The organism is Pseudomonadota bacterium (genome assembly GCA_016927275.1).
Classification (GTDB): Bacteria; UBA10199; UBA10199; order 2-02-FULL-44-16; family JAAZCA01; genus JAFGMW01.
The window spans coordinates 1-14429 of record JAFGMW010000093.1 but is presented as its reverse complement, the minus strand read 5'-3'; the positions used below and the strand labels follow the sequence as shown (position 1 = coordinate 14429).

General features: G+C 63.7%; 9 protein-coding genes. 3 read left to right on the top strand and 6 right to left on the bottom strand.

Translation table 11 applies throughout. The features are described 5' to 3' along the window. Nucleotides 1-2 precede the first annotated feature (2 nt). The 4 genes from ileS to JXA24_06140 form a co-directional block, all read right to left on the bottom strand. Nucleotides 3-2798 (bottom strand): isoleucine--tRNA ligase, encoded by a 2796-nt coding sequence (gene ileS, locus JXA24_06155; GenBank protein MBN1283335.1) that lies wholly within the window; start codon nucleotides 2796-2798, stop codon nucleotides 3-5. Nucleotides 2799-2808: 10 nt separating this feature from the next. After that, the gene (locus tag JXA24_06150) at nucleotides 2809-3288 is read right to left on the bottom strand and encodes a hypothetical protein (protein ID MBN1283334.1); all 480 of its coding nucleotides are present in this window, start codon (nucleotides 3286-3288) and stop codon (nucleotides 2809-2811) included. Continuing rightward, nucleotides 3285-4091: a prolipoprotein diacylglyceryl transferase gene (gene lgt, locus JXA24_06145; protein MBN1283333.1), complete on the bottom strand. Its 807-nt coding sequence runs from the start codon at nucleotides 4089-4091 to the stop codon at nucleotides 3285-3287. Before lgt ends, JXA24_06150 begins: the two co-directional genes overlap by 4 nt. A gap of 146 nt (nucleotides 4092-4237) precedes the next feature. Beyond that, nucleotides 4238-5881: a hypothetical protein gene (locus tag JXA24_06140; GenBank protein ID MBN1283332.1), complete on the bottom strand. Its 1644-nt coding sequence runs from the start codon at nucleotides 5879-5881 to the stop codon at nucleotides 4238-4240. Nucleotides 5882-6204: 323 nt separating this feature from the next. On the opposite strand from JXA24_06140, the gene JXA24_06135 reads away from it, so the two are divergent. Continuing rightward, nucleotides 6205-7140 carry a TIGR01212 family radical SAM protein gene (locus JXA24_06135; protein MBN1283331.1) on the top strand — a complete coding sequence of 312 codons (936 nt, stop codon included), beginning with the start codon at nucleotides 6205-6207 and terminating at the stop codon, nucleotides 7138-7140. On the opposite strand, the gene JXA24_06130 is transcribed toward JXA24_06135, so the two are convergent. Next, entirely contained in the window at nucleotides 7141-9765 is a 2625-nt protein-coding gene (locus JXA24_06130; protein MBN1283330.1) for an HAD family hydrolase, read from the bottom strand. 208 nt (nucleotides 9766-9973) lie between these two features. Next, nucleotides 9974-11083, bottom strand: a complete 1110-nt coding sequence (locus tag JXA24_06125; protein ID MBN1283329.1) for a tetratricopeptide repeat protein — start codon at nucleotides 11081-11083, stop codon at nucleotides 9974-9976. Nucleotides 11084-11734: 651 nt separating this feature from the next. On the opposite strand from JXA24_06125, the gene JXA24_06120 reads away from it, so the two are divergent. Both JXA24_06120 and JXA24_06115 read left to right on the top strand, forming a co-directional pair. Further along, a complete protein-coding gene (locus JXA24_06120; GenBank protein MBN1283328.1) occupies nucleotides 11735-13765 on the top strand; it encodes a DNA translocase FtsK in 2031 nt (676 codons plus the stop codon). A gap of 17 nt (nucleotides 13766-13782) precedes the next feature. Next, nucleotides 13783-14429: outer membrane lipoprotein carrier protein LolA (locus tag JXA24_06115; protein MBN1283327.1), on the top strand; the 647-nt coding region annotated here is incomplete at its 3' end.

The following is a 14429-nucleotide window of genomic DNA, read 5'->3' as shown; positions in this document are numbered from 1 at the left end:
GATCACTCCAGAACGGAGAAGCACCTGTCGCACACCGAAGGGTGCCTCTCATGGCTGCCCACGCTCTGCGAAAACTTCCAGCACCTGGCGCACTTCCCGCCGTCGGCCTTGTCGACCGAGACCGACAGCCCCTCGACATCCTCGCTCCTCTGCACATACCTGCCGCCGGTCTCGCCGAACGAGACGCCGGAAACGATGAAGAGGTCGGGAAGGCTGTTCCCGAACCCTTCGAGGAAGGAGCGCAGTTCGCCGTCGCACTTCATGATCACCTTCGCCGCAAGGGAGTTGCCTATGAAGCGGTCGGCCCTGGCCCCCTCCAGCGCCTTGGTCACCGTGCCGCGGATCCCGATGAGCCTACCCCACTTCCCGACGAGCGCATCGTCCGGCTCGGTGGCCTCGGGCATGTCAGCGAGGAACACCGAGTCCGGGGAGCCCGCGAGCCTGGGCATGGAACGCCAGATCTCGTCGGCAGTGAACGAGAGCACCGGCGCCGCAAGCCTCGTTATCTCGTCGAGTATCCGCCAGAGGGCGGTCTGGGCCGCGCGCCTCGGCTTCCCGCCCCGCCTCTCCGCGTAGAGCCTGTCCTTGAGGATATCCATGTAGAAGGAGGACATCTCCACCGTGCAGAAGCGGCTCAGCGTCTGCATGATCGCGTGGAACTCGAACTCCTCGTATGCCGCGAGCATGCGGTTGCGGACCCTCGCGAGCTCGGAGAGCGCCCAGCGGTCGATCTCCAGCAGCTCCGCCTCGGCCAGCGCGTCCCTGTTCGGGTCGAAGTCGCCGATGTTGCCGAGTATGTAACGCGCCGTGTTGCGCATCTTTCGGTACGATTCGATGTTGCGCGTGAGTATCTCGTCCGAGAAGCGGATGTCGTCGCGGTAGTCCTCGGACGCGACCCAGAGGCGCAGGATCTCCGCGCCGTGCTGTTTGATGAGGTTCTCGGGCGGCACGTAGTTGCGCGCCGATTTGGAGTACTTCTTTCCCTCCCCGTCCACCACGAAGCCGTGCGTGAGAACCCTCTTGTACGGGGCCCTGTCCCTCGTGCCGACCGAAGTGAGCAGCGAGGTGTGGAACCAGCCGCGGTGCTGGTCGCTCCCCTCGAGGTAGAGGTCCGCCTGCTCCTTCACACCCTCCTCCGACTCGAGCACCGCCGCGAAGGAGACGCCCGAATCGAACCACACGTCGAGGATGTCCGGCTCCTTGCCGAAGTTCGACTTCTCGCCGCACTCGGGGCAGGCGTGCCCCCGGGGCAGGAAATCGGATGCGGGCCTCGCGTACCACGAGTCGGCCCCCTCCTTCGAGAAGATCTCGACCGCTTTGTCCGCGATCCGCTTCGACGTGTGCGAAGCGCCGCAGGAGCCGCAGACCAGCGCCACCACCGGCACCCCCCAGAGCCTCTGGCGTGAGATGCACCAGTCGGGCCTCGCCGAGACCATGCCGGTGATGCGGTTCTGCCCCCATGGCGGTATCCACTGCACCTTGCCTATCGCCTCAAGGGCCCTCTTTCTGAGTCCGCCCTTCTCCATCGATATGAACCACTGGTCGGTGGAGCGGAAGACGATCGGCTTCTTGCAGCGCCAGCAGTGCGGGTACGAGTGCGACACTTTTTTTGAGGCGATGAGCGCTCCCACTCCCTCGAGCCTCTCGATGATGGGGGCATTGGCGTCCTCCACGAAGACGCCCGTGAGCCAGTCGAGCTTCGCCTCCTTCGTGAAGCGCCCCGCGTCGTCCACCGGGGCCAGCACGTCCAGCCCGTAGCGCTGGCCGACGTCGTAATCCTCCTGGCCGTGGCCCGGCGCCGTGTGGACCGCGCCCGTGCCCGCCTCGAGGGTCACGTGCTCTCCGAGAATTATGAGGGAGTCCCTCTCGATGAGCGGGTGCTCGCATTTCCTGTGCTCGAGCTCCGACGATTTCGGCTTTCCGACCACCGTGCTGTACGTCCGTCCGACCTCCTGCATGACCGAGTCGACAAGCCCCTCGGCCATCACCCACACCTCGCCGTCCACCCTCACGGCCACATATGGGAGCGCGGGGTTCAGCGCGATCCCGAGGTTGGCCGGTATGGTCCACGGGGTCGTGGTCCAGATGACGAGGTATATCTGCTCGCCCGCAAGGTTCCACTTCGCCCTGAGGTCCGAGTCGTCCTTGAGCCTGAACTTCACGTAGATCGAGGGGGAGGAGTGGTCCGCGTACTCGACCTCCGCCTCGGCGAGCGCGGTCCGGCACGATGCGCACCAGTATATCGGCTTCTTGCCCTTGTAGACCGAGCCGGCCTCCACGAATCGGCCGAACTCCCGGACGATGGAGGCCTCGTAGTCGAAGCTCATGGTCTTGTATGGCTTCTCCCAGCGGCCGAGGCAGCCGAGCCTCATGAACTCATCGCGCTGTATGCCCACGAACCTGTCCGCGTGTTCGCGACATGCGCGCCTCACTTCGATGGGCTCCATGGTCCTCTTCTTCGGGCCTAGCTTGCGGTCCACCTCGAGCTCGATAGGCAGCCCGTGGCAGTCCCAGCCCGGCACGAACTCGCAGCGCATGCCCGACATGTTCTTGTACTTGACGACGATGTCCTTGAGTATCTTGTTGAGGATCGTGCCCAGGTGCAGGTGCCCGTTCGCGTAGGGGGGGCCGTCGTGCATCACGTAGGCGGGACCGCCCTCTCGCGCCTCCACCATCCTGTGGTAGAGCCTCTCCTCACCCCAGCGCGCAAGCTGAACCGGCTCCCGCTCGGCGAGGTTCGCCTTCATCGGGAAGTCGGTGCTCGGGAGGTTGAGGGTCTCTTTGTAGTTTTTCTCCATGTCCGTTCGCCTACTCCGTTATGCCGAGGTTCGTGAGGTTCGGCTCCCCGCTCCTCAGGTAGTCGCCGACGCAGGCCAGGACCCTGCGCTCCTCCGTGCCCGAGCTCTTGAGACCGTGAGCGATGGTCTTCACGCGGGAGCCCACCTCCACGAGGCTGCGGCCCGCCTGCGGCACGATCCTCACCTCGAGCTGATGGTACGAGTTTGTAACGCCGTAATCCTTCTGCCCGAACACCTCCATGTAATGCGAGTCCACGGTGACCGGCGTCCACTTTGTCGTGATCACGCCCCCCGGCAGGTCCTCGTTGTCGACCGGATACCCCGCCTCCTTGAGCGCCCACCTGACCGCGTAGTAGAGGTCGTTGGGGTTGGCGGCGAAGTCCTGGCTCACGAAGCGCACGTCGGGAGAGACGCGGCCGGTGAGGATCGGCTTCGCGCACGCGGCGCAGAAGAGCGCGATCAGAGCGAGCGAAATGGCTGTCCTACTCATCTTGGCCTCCCGGCTGAGCCGCGCGAACGCCTCCAGAGAGTCCAGAAGACGGCTGCGCCCGCGGCGAATGTTATGATCGATATGAAGCAGGACGTGGAGAGCCAGGGCTCTATCAAAAAGCCGCGCTCCGCATCGCCTCGGAGGAGCTCATTGAACGCCCGGAGCACCGCGTACAGCATGAGGTAGCAGGCGAAGACCTGGCCGTCGAAGCGCCTGTGGCGACCGACCGCCACCAGTATCCCGAATATGACGAACTCCCCGGCAGATTCTATCAGCTGCGTCGGGTACAGCGGCAGCCCCGGCGGGGCGAAGGTGTGGGGATCGTGCGGAAAGACGACCGAGTACCACGGGCGGCCCTCGCACACCCTGCCGTAGCAGCAGCCGGCGAGAAAGCACCCTATCCTGCCGATCGCGTGGCCGAGCGCGATCGCGGGCGAGAAGATGTCGCAGATCACAAGCGCGGGCATCCTGTGCCTTCGGATGTACCAGAGGCTCACGGCGAGCGCGGCGATGAGCCCGCCGTAGAAGACCAGCCCCCCCTCCCATATCCGCAGCATCATCAGCGGATCGTTTAGGAAGCGCTCGCGCTCGCTCACCGCCACGTGCATGATCCTCGAACCCAGGATCGCGGCCAGGATGATGTAGAAGGCCAGATCCATCGCGCGGGCAACGTCCTGGCCCCGCCTCCTGCTCGCGTAGTTGATCCAGGCAAGGGCAGCCACGAACCCCGCGGCCACCATCACTCCGTAGCTGTAGACGGTGACGCCGCCAAAAAGGGGAATCTTGAAGAGTACCGGATACATAAGCGATTTTTATAGGTAACGGTCACCTAGAAGTAAAGATCTTTTCCCTACGCCCTACGCCCTAAACCCTATGCCCTACTCTTCAGATACACGAAGGCGGTTGCCCACCATGGGCAACCGCCCCGTGCGGTTTGGGAAAAGGAGTTCTATTGGTATCTGACCAGGATCGCGTAGCTGTCCTGGGCAGTCGCTCCCTGGATCTGTATCCGGTTCGGGATGGTGCTCACGTCGAAGTACTTGGCGCTGGCGCCGTCGACCGCAACGTCGAGGTAACCGAAGTACTGATTGAGGTGTACGCCTTCCAGCACTGTGCCGCGGCCGTCGTCCGGTGTGCACTCGAGGCAGACGCCCTTCCACTCGCCTGTCTCCGCGTCGCGGACCCTGGGCCTGTAGACGAAGCGGCTGTCGCTGGATATCCCGCGGTCGGTCATGGCCAGCGCGATCGACCAGCGCTCCATCATCTCCCTGAACTCGTCCATGTCCGCGGGGCCCTGGAAGGCCTCGAGGAGATTGTCGACCCCGCGCCTGCCTGTCCTCACCAGCCTCGAGAGGAACGCATCTCCGTCCGGCGCCTGCTCGTACAGGTAGCGGAGGAAGAGATAGGAGCCGCCGCGCTCGAGCAGGTTCGGCGAGCCCTGTGTCACTATGCCGTAGGTCGAGGGGGATGCGAGGTACAGGGCGTAGCGCGAGGGGTTCTCCCTGCCGTGGCCCATGTAGTCCTCGATGAAGTGAGAAAGCGCCTCGTTGAGCCAATTGTCCTCGGGCGCGCCGCCGTTGACGAACACGTGCTGGTTGTAGCTGATCGCGTGCTGCAGCTCGTGGGGGAGCACCGCGGGGAGGAGGTTCGACATGGCGAACGCCTTCTCGACCGGTGTGCCCCACTCGCCCGAGGAATCGGGCACGAGGGTATAGATGATCTCGCGGAGGTTGGAGACCGGGTTCGAGCCGCTCCTGGCGTAGAGGTCCGCAGCGTAGAAGTAGCCGGTGACGATCCCGCCGCCGAGCGCGCCCAGCCTGTTGATCTGCGGGGTCATGAGGACGTGGAGCTTTCCGTCGCCGTCCACGTCCGAGGAGTCGCCGAGGAGCGAGGCCATCTCGCCCACCTCGGCGTCGAACTCGCCGCACAGCTTCGAGATGTCCGCCTCGGAGAGTGAATCGTCCGAGACCCTGTTGTCCACGTAACACACGACGTTGGAACCGATGTGCCTCGCGTTGCCTGTGACCTCGACGTACGAGCTGGGCGACGAGAGGTTGGCCAGCACCCTGAAAATCTCCCTCTGGCCCAGCGAAACCGCCTTGACCGCCATGGCCTTTGAACTGGAGAGAGAGATCATGTCCGCCGGGACCTCGTTCAAATCGAGGTCCATCTCGGCAGCGCGCAGCCAGGCGCTGAAGATCTCCTCCACCCCGTACCCGTCGTCCGCCGCGTACTCGGCCTCGACATCCATGGCCTTGGCTTCGGCCGACGGATCCATGAGCCCTATGCTCGGGGCCAGCTGTATGGTGGTCGCTGTGCCGTATTCGCTTGAAGAACCGACCGCCAGGATGAACTTTGAGTCGGTCCCGACGCCGCTGAAATCGAGGACCGCCTCGCCTGCAGCGAACTCCGCGATCATCGCGTCGCCCACCCCCAGCTCGGAAGGCGAAGAAACGAAGGAGCTCGGGCCGTACGATCCGCCGCCCTCGCTCAGTTCAACTTCCGAACTGCTGCCGCAACCTGCAACCGCCGCTGCCATCGCCAGTGCTGCCAGGAACCCCTTCCAGCTTCCCCTCCCCTTTCTCGGCTTCATGGCTGGCTCCTTTCCCAAACCCTCTGCCCCTCAAATGAGCAAGGATCGTGCCAGCCATTGAAAATTATTATGTTTTATAACTTAATGTTTTTATTAACTAATTATAGATACGTTCGGCGCGATGATTATTTAATAGGGTATCTTTTGACCCATAATCCCAAAATGAGGCGAATCAGAATGATAAAAACTTACTCAATATAGCGTTATACGTTGCTTTTTTTGACGGGTACTTTTGACGTCAATGGATTGACTAAATACACAGAACAAAAAGCTTCACAGGCGGGCAGATTAATATTATGAAGTTCGGCAAAGAGGATAAATCCTTGAATAATCGATATAATTCAATCAACGACCTGTTGCGGGCGCGCTTTGGCGAGAGGGTCTACAAGGTAACCCTGGAAAGCGGGCTGGGCTGCCCGAACCGGGATGGCACGAGAGGGGGCTCAGGCTGCTCGTTCTGCAGCGAAGAGGCGCTCGTGCCGACCACCCTGCTCGGAAAGAGCGGAGCGGCCAGGCCGATGAGGGAGCAGCTGCGCGAAGGTGTCGAATACATAGGAAAGAGGCACGGCGCGGCAAAGGTGATCGCGTATCTCCAGGACGGCTCCAACACCCACGGCCCTGTCCCGGTCGTCGAGCGGATCCTCTGCGAATCGATCGACCACCCCTCGGTCGTGGGGCTGGCCGTGTCCACGAGGCCCGACTGCATCGAAATCGAGCATGCGAGGCTGCTGTCACGGCTCGCAGACCGCTCCATGCTGTGGGTGGAGCTCGGGCTGCAGTCGGCGCACGATGTCACGCTCGAGAGGATCGGCCGCGGGCACACGGTCGCCCGATTCGAAAGTGCGTGCCGACTGCTCAATGGACACGCCGTACCGGTCTGCGCGCACGTGATCCTGGGGCTGCCTGGGGAGGATCGGGCTATGATCATGGAGACCGCGCGGTTTCTCAACCGCGCGAAGGTGTGGGGGGTGAAGATACACAACCTTCACATACTCAGGGGCACGAGGCTGGAGAGGGAATATAATGAAGGATCGGTTTGGATACCGTCGCTGGAGGGGTACGCGAGGCTGGCGTGCGATTTCCTCGAGGAGCTCTCGCCCTCGATCGTGATACATCGGCTCAACGCGCACGGCCCTCGCAGGCTCACGGTGGCGCCCGAATGGTCGGTCAACAAGCTGGGCGTCATGAACGCGGTCCACGCGGAGCTCGCGCGCAGGGATTCGCGGCAGGGGAAGAGATTCAAAACCGGTCCCGGATGACTATTTCATCACCCTCCACACCTGAAGCGACAGCGGCATGCCGATCTGGGTGGGGACGTGCAGGAATGCGGAGGGAAGAACGTATTGCCCCCTGCCGAGCGGAACATCGACGAGGAGCCTGTGCCCCAGATGCTCCCTCTCGTAATCCTCCGGCGCCATCTGCGTCTGGGTTACGACCAGTCCGCCATTTCTCGTGCGCGCAGCCATCTCGCCGAGCGGCTTGCCTATATGAGGCAGATTCCAGACCGAGACGTCGGCCTCGGGGTTCTCGCTGTCCGGGACACGCCTGATCATGAAGCGGAGTTCGTCGGGGAGCCTTCGGAGCTCCTGCTCGGTCTGGATCCTCTTCAGCCGGTTTATCTCCCTCCAGCCGACACGGAGGCCCAGCCTGGCAAGCGCTATCAGACCGCCTATGGCCATCTTCGGCCCGTACTCGACTGAGGTCAGTTCCTCCGGCCTCTTCCCCTCCTCGGCGCACAGCATGCCCACGAGGGAGTTGAACAGCGCAGCCATCCTGGGGTATTCGCCGAACGAGAGCAAGTCGTAGCGCTCGCGCACCCCCATGGACTCAAGGTCGGGGCCCTGCACCATGCCGGGCAGCACCGATGCAAGATCGTGCACTCCCACACCCCTCTTGAGCCTCACCTTCGAAGAGTTGAACCGCGCAGGCAGCGGTGCGCTCTTCCCGTATTCCGGCAGACCGTCGCCTTCGGACCACACTATCCCGCTCAAGCCATCCGGTCCCCTGAGCGCGACGAAAGAGCCCCCCGCACGGTGGTTCACGGCCCCTATGACGTCCTCGAAGAACTCGAGCCCTCCGGGCTCCCCCCCGTAGCGGGCGTTTACCGCGCCCAGGAACTCCTGCACGAACGGCTGCGCCCAGGACTCCTGCGTGAACGTCTCGATCAGGCCCATGAGGCGGGCCGCCGCATCGTCGATGGCCCTCTCGTGCCTTTCGGTGTCGTCCCAGTAATGCGGGGAGAAGCTGACATGCTTGATCCTTTCGGCCAGCGAGATCGCCTCATTCGCCAGCTGGCGGCCCGAGGAGACTATGGCGTCCCGCCACTGCGTCAGCTCCACGAAGAGCTGATTGGGCTCGACCGTGTAGACGCCGTTAGGGAGCTCCGGCGAGTTTGGAGGGTAATCTCCGCGGACGTGTATGTTCCTTATGTTGTACCCGAAATAGTCGCGGTATTTGAGAACGTGGTCGGGCGCGTTGTCGACCGTCGCTATGAAGTAGTCTTGGGGATTCTCCCGCCGATATCTCTTCACGATCTGCGACTTCTCAGGCTCGTTGCCGCCCTGGCCGTAGGCCTCCTCCGACCAGTCGATCCGCTCGCCCTCGTGCCTGAGCAGGAAGCTGTCGCCTCTCCAGATACCTGCGGCCTTGAGGAGCTCGACCGCGACCGAGCGGCCGTCGGGCAGCGAGTCGTCCGCGGCGCTGCGGAGGGTGACGTAGACCGACTTTATCCCCATCGATTGCATGATCCGAACCAGTTCCACGGGCCCGCGCATCACCGGCATCTCCATGCGCCTCGCCGGGCTGTAGAAATTCTCATCGAAGTGCCTGTTCGCATCTTCGAGCGTCTCCTCACGGGTGACTCCCAGCTGCCTGAGCATGGCGCGGCTGTTCCACCCCATCGAAAGGCCCAGCTCCTTCCAACGGGCCCTGATCTCACCGGCGTCAGGACCGTCATAGCCTGCGAGCCACTCCGCGAACACCTGCGCCGTGAACTTCCTCGCGTTGAAGAGGGTCCCGTCAAGGTCCAGGGCAACCGCGGGCTGCAATCCCCTCTCCAGGGCGCGCCTCGCATCGTGGTGCAAAACCTTTATGATGTCCCGCACCGTGAGCCTCTCGAGGCTGTTCTGGTCCACGACGAGACTGGTCGACGAACCGTTCACCGAACCCTGGCCGGCAACGGGTGTCCAGAACTGGACCACCGGCCTGCCGCGCTTGCGGCCGCGGCTCACGAGCACCGACCTCGGAGCCATGAAGCCCGCGCGCTCGGGCACGTACAGGACCCTCGCGCCCTCGAAGATCTTCCGGACAATCGTCTCATCCGAGAGAATGGCGCGCAGACCCTGCTCGTCGCCGTTGAGGCTGCTGAGCGCCCATGCCCCGTCGTCGAACGCATCCAACATCCGGTCCACGCAGGGGGGGGACAGCTTCATCTGCACCGAGTAGTCGCCTGTAGACGGCGTGTAGCTCAACCGAAGCCTGGGTAGGAAAGGGATATCCTCCATGCCCAGGAGGGCGAGCGCCCCCCAGCCCATGTCTTCCGTGATCGTCATCCAGTCGCCGGTGTTCTCTATCGGCTTCGCATCAGCGCCCTCCATGTAACGGGAGAGGCTGCGGCGCGCCGCGGCGACCGATTTGAGAGCCGCCGCCGAAGCGGTGTCATAGGGCGAGTTCATGAACGACTTCACGATCTCCGGGTGTGAAATGGCGAGCCTCGCCCACGCGCGCGAATCGAACTCCGGCACACCGAAGTCTCGCCCTCCCCCTACTCCCCTCTCGTGGGGCCTCGCGAAGTCCTCGGGTGGGGTCAGGCTGAGGACGTCTCGCGCCCCCTCGTCCGAGAGCAGAAGGACAGGCGGGCTTTGAGGCTTCAGCTTCAGGTCCACTCCACACCCCTTTCCGGAAAAAATTGAGGCGCCGCTCTAGCCCATGGCGGCATCGGCTGTCAACCCGCAATCGCAGAGACGGCGGCGCCGGCCGGGTGCCGCTGGATGTTCGGCTGATCGGCGAAAAAGTTGCTTGAAAAAAACAGGCGGGAAACCGCGTAAAACCGCCGTTTCCCGCCAATGGCATTACAGTATTGCTACTGAGGGATCAGACGCCGCCGCCGAGGCCCCGCACCCTCTTCACCGCGGTCTCGATCTCGGGATAGAGCCTCACCGCCTCCTTGAACTCCCTGTCGGAGGCCTCCTTCTCGCCGCGCAGGAGATGGAGCCTGCCGAGCCAGTAGTGCGCGTGAGCGGGCCAGTATTTTCCCTGGCTCGCCTTGAGGAAGAGGCGGAGCTCCCGCTCTGCATCGGCGAGCCTGGCAGGATTGCCCTGGATCACGAGCGCGGCCCCTTTGAAATAGTGCGGCGCCCTGGCCCCGGGCACGACCCTGAGCATATGATTGAACTGCGCGATCGCCTCGTCGTACCGCTTGAGAGAGATCAGGACCTTGCCGTAGAGCTTGTGGAGTATCACGTTGTCCGGGTATCTCCCCACGTACTCCTTGAGCACGCCCTCCGCGTCGGCGAATCGCCCCTCCTCGAAGTACATTATCGCGAGGTTGACCTTCGCGAGGTCCTTCGCGAAGTGGCCGCCCTTCGCGACCCGCTCGACTATCGCGATCCCCTCGGCGCGGCGGTCGGGGAACATGCTCAGGAACCACAGGTCGCGCGTGAACACCGAGCGCCAGTAGAGGTACATGCCGAGGCCGAAGTCGGCGTCCGTGAACCCCGGGTCGATCTTCTTCACGCGCCTGAAGAGCTGGCGGGACTTTCCGCCCAGAGTGTACGCCTCCCACCACTGCCCCTTGCGCGCCTTGAAGAAACCGTCCAGCCCGAGCAGGGAGCCTGCGAGAAAGAGGTCCCACGTGCTGGGCTCATACTGCTGCATTATCGCGCCCACCCGCCTGTGCCCCTCGGCCGCCTCGGCCAGCAGCTCCTTCTCGAGGTGGAAGTCCTCGCGCTCGATCATCTTCATCTCGAGAACGGCCATGCTGCCGAAGGGGCCGGCCGGGGACGTCGGGTAATCCGCGGAGAGCGAGCTGAAGATCGCGTCCGCCCTGGGGTAGTTGCGCGCGAATATCTCCAGCTGCCCCTGGAGCGCGCGATCGACGAGGTCCTGCTCCCCCGGGGTGAGCGAGGGCGGGGCGGCGAAAAGGGGCAGCGCGCACAGCAGCATGACTATGGAAGAGAAGAACGCGGCTGACCTATGTCTCACTCGACGCTCCGAGGGCTGAAAGGGATACAATGGGTAGCATCACTCGATATGCGTTGCAAGATACGCCTCCAGGGTTTATAGACCGTCGGGCAAAGGGACCCAAGCCACAGCGAACGGTTTCCGGCCGCTGTTTCAGGATAATGACAAATAATGCGCCGTGATCATTGACATGAAGCGGTGCTGCGGCGTATAATCCCATTTAATCATCAGAGATATCAACAACTTAGAATGCCCAACTTTCAGAAAAAGGCCGCAATCGACTTCAGGCGCGACATATTCGCGATACTGTTCCTCGCGCTCGGCGTGTTCACGCTGCTGTGCCTCGTCTCCTACAGCCCCACCGACCCGGCGCTGAATTCCGTTTCGAACGTCTCAGAGGTGAAGAACCTCGGCGGCATCGTGGGCGCCTATGTGGCGGACATGCTCTACATAGTCTTCGGAATAAGCGCCTTCGTCACCGCCGTCCTCCTGCTCCTCATGAGCGCGATGCAGTTTCTGGGCAAGCCGCTCAGGTTCAGGCTCAGGGAGATCCTCTACTACACCGGGTGCCTGGCCTTCGCCGCGTCGCTCATACACCTCAACTTCGAGACAATCGACATCCGCGGCCAGGCCATAGCGGGCGGCGGGATGATCGGTGCGCTGATAGGCGACATGCTGACCCGGTACCTCAACAGGGTCGGCGCGTACATATTCTCGATCGCGGCCTTCGTGCTCTTCTTCACCCTGTCCACCAGGCTCTCGATAATGGAGATCGCCGCGATCGCCAGGCGCACGGCTGTCGTCCTGCTGGCCATATGCGCCGGTGCGGCGAGCGCCCTCGCCGGCGTGGCGCGCTCGGCGTCCGGCGGCGCCCCTTCGTTCTTCTCCAGGCTCGGCGCTCTCGGGGGAGCCCTCCGGCGGAGGGCCGGCGGGGCAGAGGCCTCCGAGCCTCTGGCCGACCCGAAGAGGCGCGCGGTCGAGAAGAATGCATCGATCGATGAACCTGCGAAGAAGAAGGCCGCCGACTCGATCACGCTCGAGCCGATACGCAGGGCGCCGGGTTCCATAGCCCCGTCGCCGCGGACCGCGCCCCCGCCCGCCCGGACGGCCGCTCCTCAGGCGACTGAGCACCAGGCCGAGGCGGCCCAGGGCATAAAGATACTGAAGCGGGCCGACGCGAGGCCGCGGACGCACGACGACCAGCTCAAATTCAAGCGCATGACCGCGGAGGGCTACGAGCCGCCGCCGGTGTCGCTGCTGGACGCGGACGAGCAGGCGCGGGTCGAGATCGACGAGGAGACGCTCAAGAAGAACTCCATGATCCTCGAGCGCAAGCTCCTCGACTTCGACGTGGAGGGCAAGGTCCTGGCCATCCACCCGGGGCCGGTGATCACGATGTACGAGTTCGAGCCGGCGGCGGGCACCAAGCTCAACAAGATCGTGGGGCTGCAGGACGACCTCTCCCTCACCCTCGGCGGCCGAAGCGTGCGCGTCGTCGCGCACCTCCCGGGCAAGGCCGCCTGCGGAATCGAGGTGCCCAACAGCGACCGCGAGATCGTCTATCTCCGGACCGTCGTCTCGTCGCAGCAGTACGCCAAGCTTCAGTCGAAACTGCCGATCGCGCTGGGCTCCTCCACCTCGGGCAACCCTGTGGTCACCGACCTCACCAAGATGCCGCACCTGCTCGTGGCCGGAGCGACCGGCTCGGGAAAGAGCGTGGCGATCAACGGCATAATCCTCTCCATCCTCATGAAGAGCTCGCCCGAGGACGTCCGCTTCATACTGGTGGACCCCAAGATGCTCGAGCTGTCGGTCTACGACGGCATCCCGCACCTTCTCCTGCCGGTCGTCACAAAACCCAAGCCTGCGGTCCAGGCGATGCGATGGGCGATAAGGGAGATGGAGCGGCGCTACAGGCTGCTCGCCGACGCCGGCGCCCGCCATATCCTCGGCTACAACGAGAAGGTGAAGGCCGGACAGGTGACGCTCGTGTCCGAGGAGCGCGCAGCCGAGCTCACGGCCGCAGACAAGGAGGCGGTCGCCCACACCGGCAAGCTGCCGTACATCGTGATAATCATCGACGAGCTGGCCGACCTCATGATGACCGCGAGCCAGGACATGGAGGAGGCGATCACGAGGCTGGCGCAGATGGCGCGCGCGGCCGGCATCCACCTCATCCTCGCCACCCAGAGGCCGTCGGTCGACGTGATCACCGGCCTCATCAAGGCCAACTTCCCCGCGCGCATCGCCTTCAAGGTCACGGCGAGGCACGACTCTCGAACGATACTCGACAACATCGGGGCCGAGGCGCTGCTGGGCCAGGGCGACATGCTCTTCATGACCCCGCAGGGAGGAAACCTGACACGCATCCACGGCTCCTACGTGAGCGACGCCGACATCTCCAGGGCGGTCGACCACCTCAAGTCCCAGGGTGAGCCCATCTACGACGAGTCGATACTGGCCGAGCCCGAGGGGGCAGTCCCGGGCGGGGAATACGAGGAGGGGGACGACGAGCTCTACGACCAGGCGGTGCGTCTCGTCGCCGAGACGAAGCAGGCCTCGATCTCCATGGTCCAGCGCAGGCTCAGGATCGGCTACAACCGCGCGGCCCGCATGATCGAGCGCATGGAGGCGGAGGGAGTGGTCGGCCCCGCCGACGGCTCGAGGCCGAGGCAGGTCCTTGCAGGCAGCCTGGAGGCGTGATCCGTAAGAATAATCCCATGAAGATACTAAACTCCTCTGCCGTACTGCTCGCGAGTATCCTCCTCATTGGAATCGGGATCTGCGATGCGAAGGATCCCGTGCCCTCCGGCGCCGAGATCGCGGCGATCGAGTCCGCCTACCTCGCAGTCGACGACCTCACCGCGGATTTCACGCAGGAGACGAAGATCGAGCTCCTGGACAGGACCGTGCTGAAGCGCGGCACCTTCCGTTTCAAGAAGGGCGGAAAGCTGCGCATCGAGTACGCGGACAAGGGCGGGAAGCACTACGTCTCCGACGGCACCACGCTGTGGACCTTCGTCCCCGGCGACGACGCGAGCCTCGACACCTTCTCGGTGGACGAGCGCAACGTGCCGAGGGAGGCGCTGTCGTTCCTCGGGGGCTTCGGCAGGCTCACGAAGGAGTTCAAGGTGTCGGGGAGCGCGGCGTTCAAGGAGGCGAGGCCCGGCGAGACAGCGCTCACCCTCGTGCCCAGAAGAGCCAGCGCTCAGTACGAGTCGCTGGAGGCCCTCTTCGGGGCCGACCGCCTGCTCAGGGAGCTCGTAGTGAAGAACGTATCGGGCAACGTCAGCAGATACTCCTTCAAAGAAATCCGCACCAACTCAGGGCTTCCGGACAGGCTATTCACCCTCTCGTCCGGCAAGGC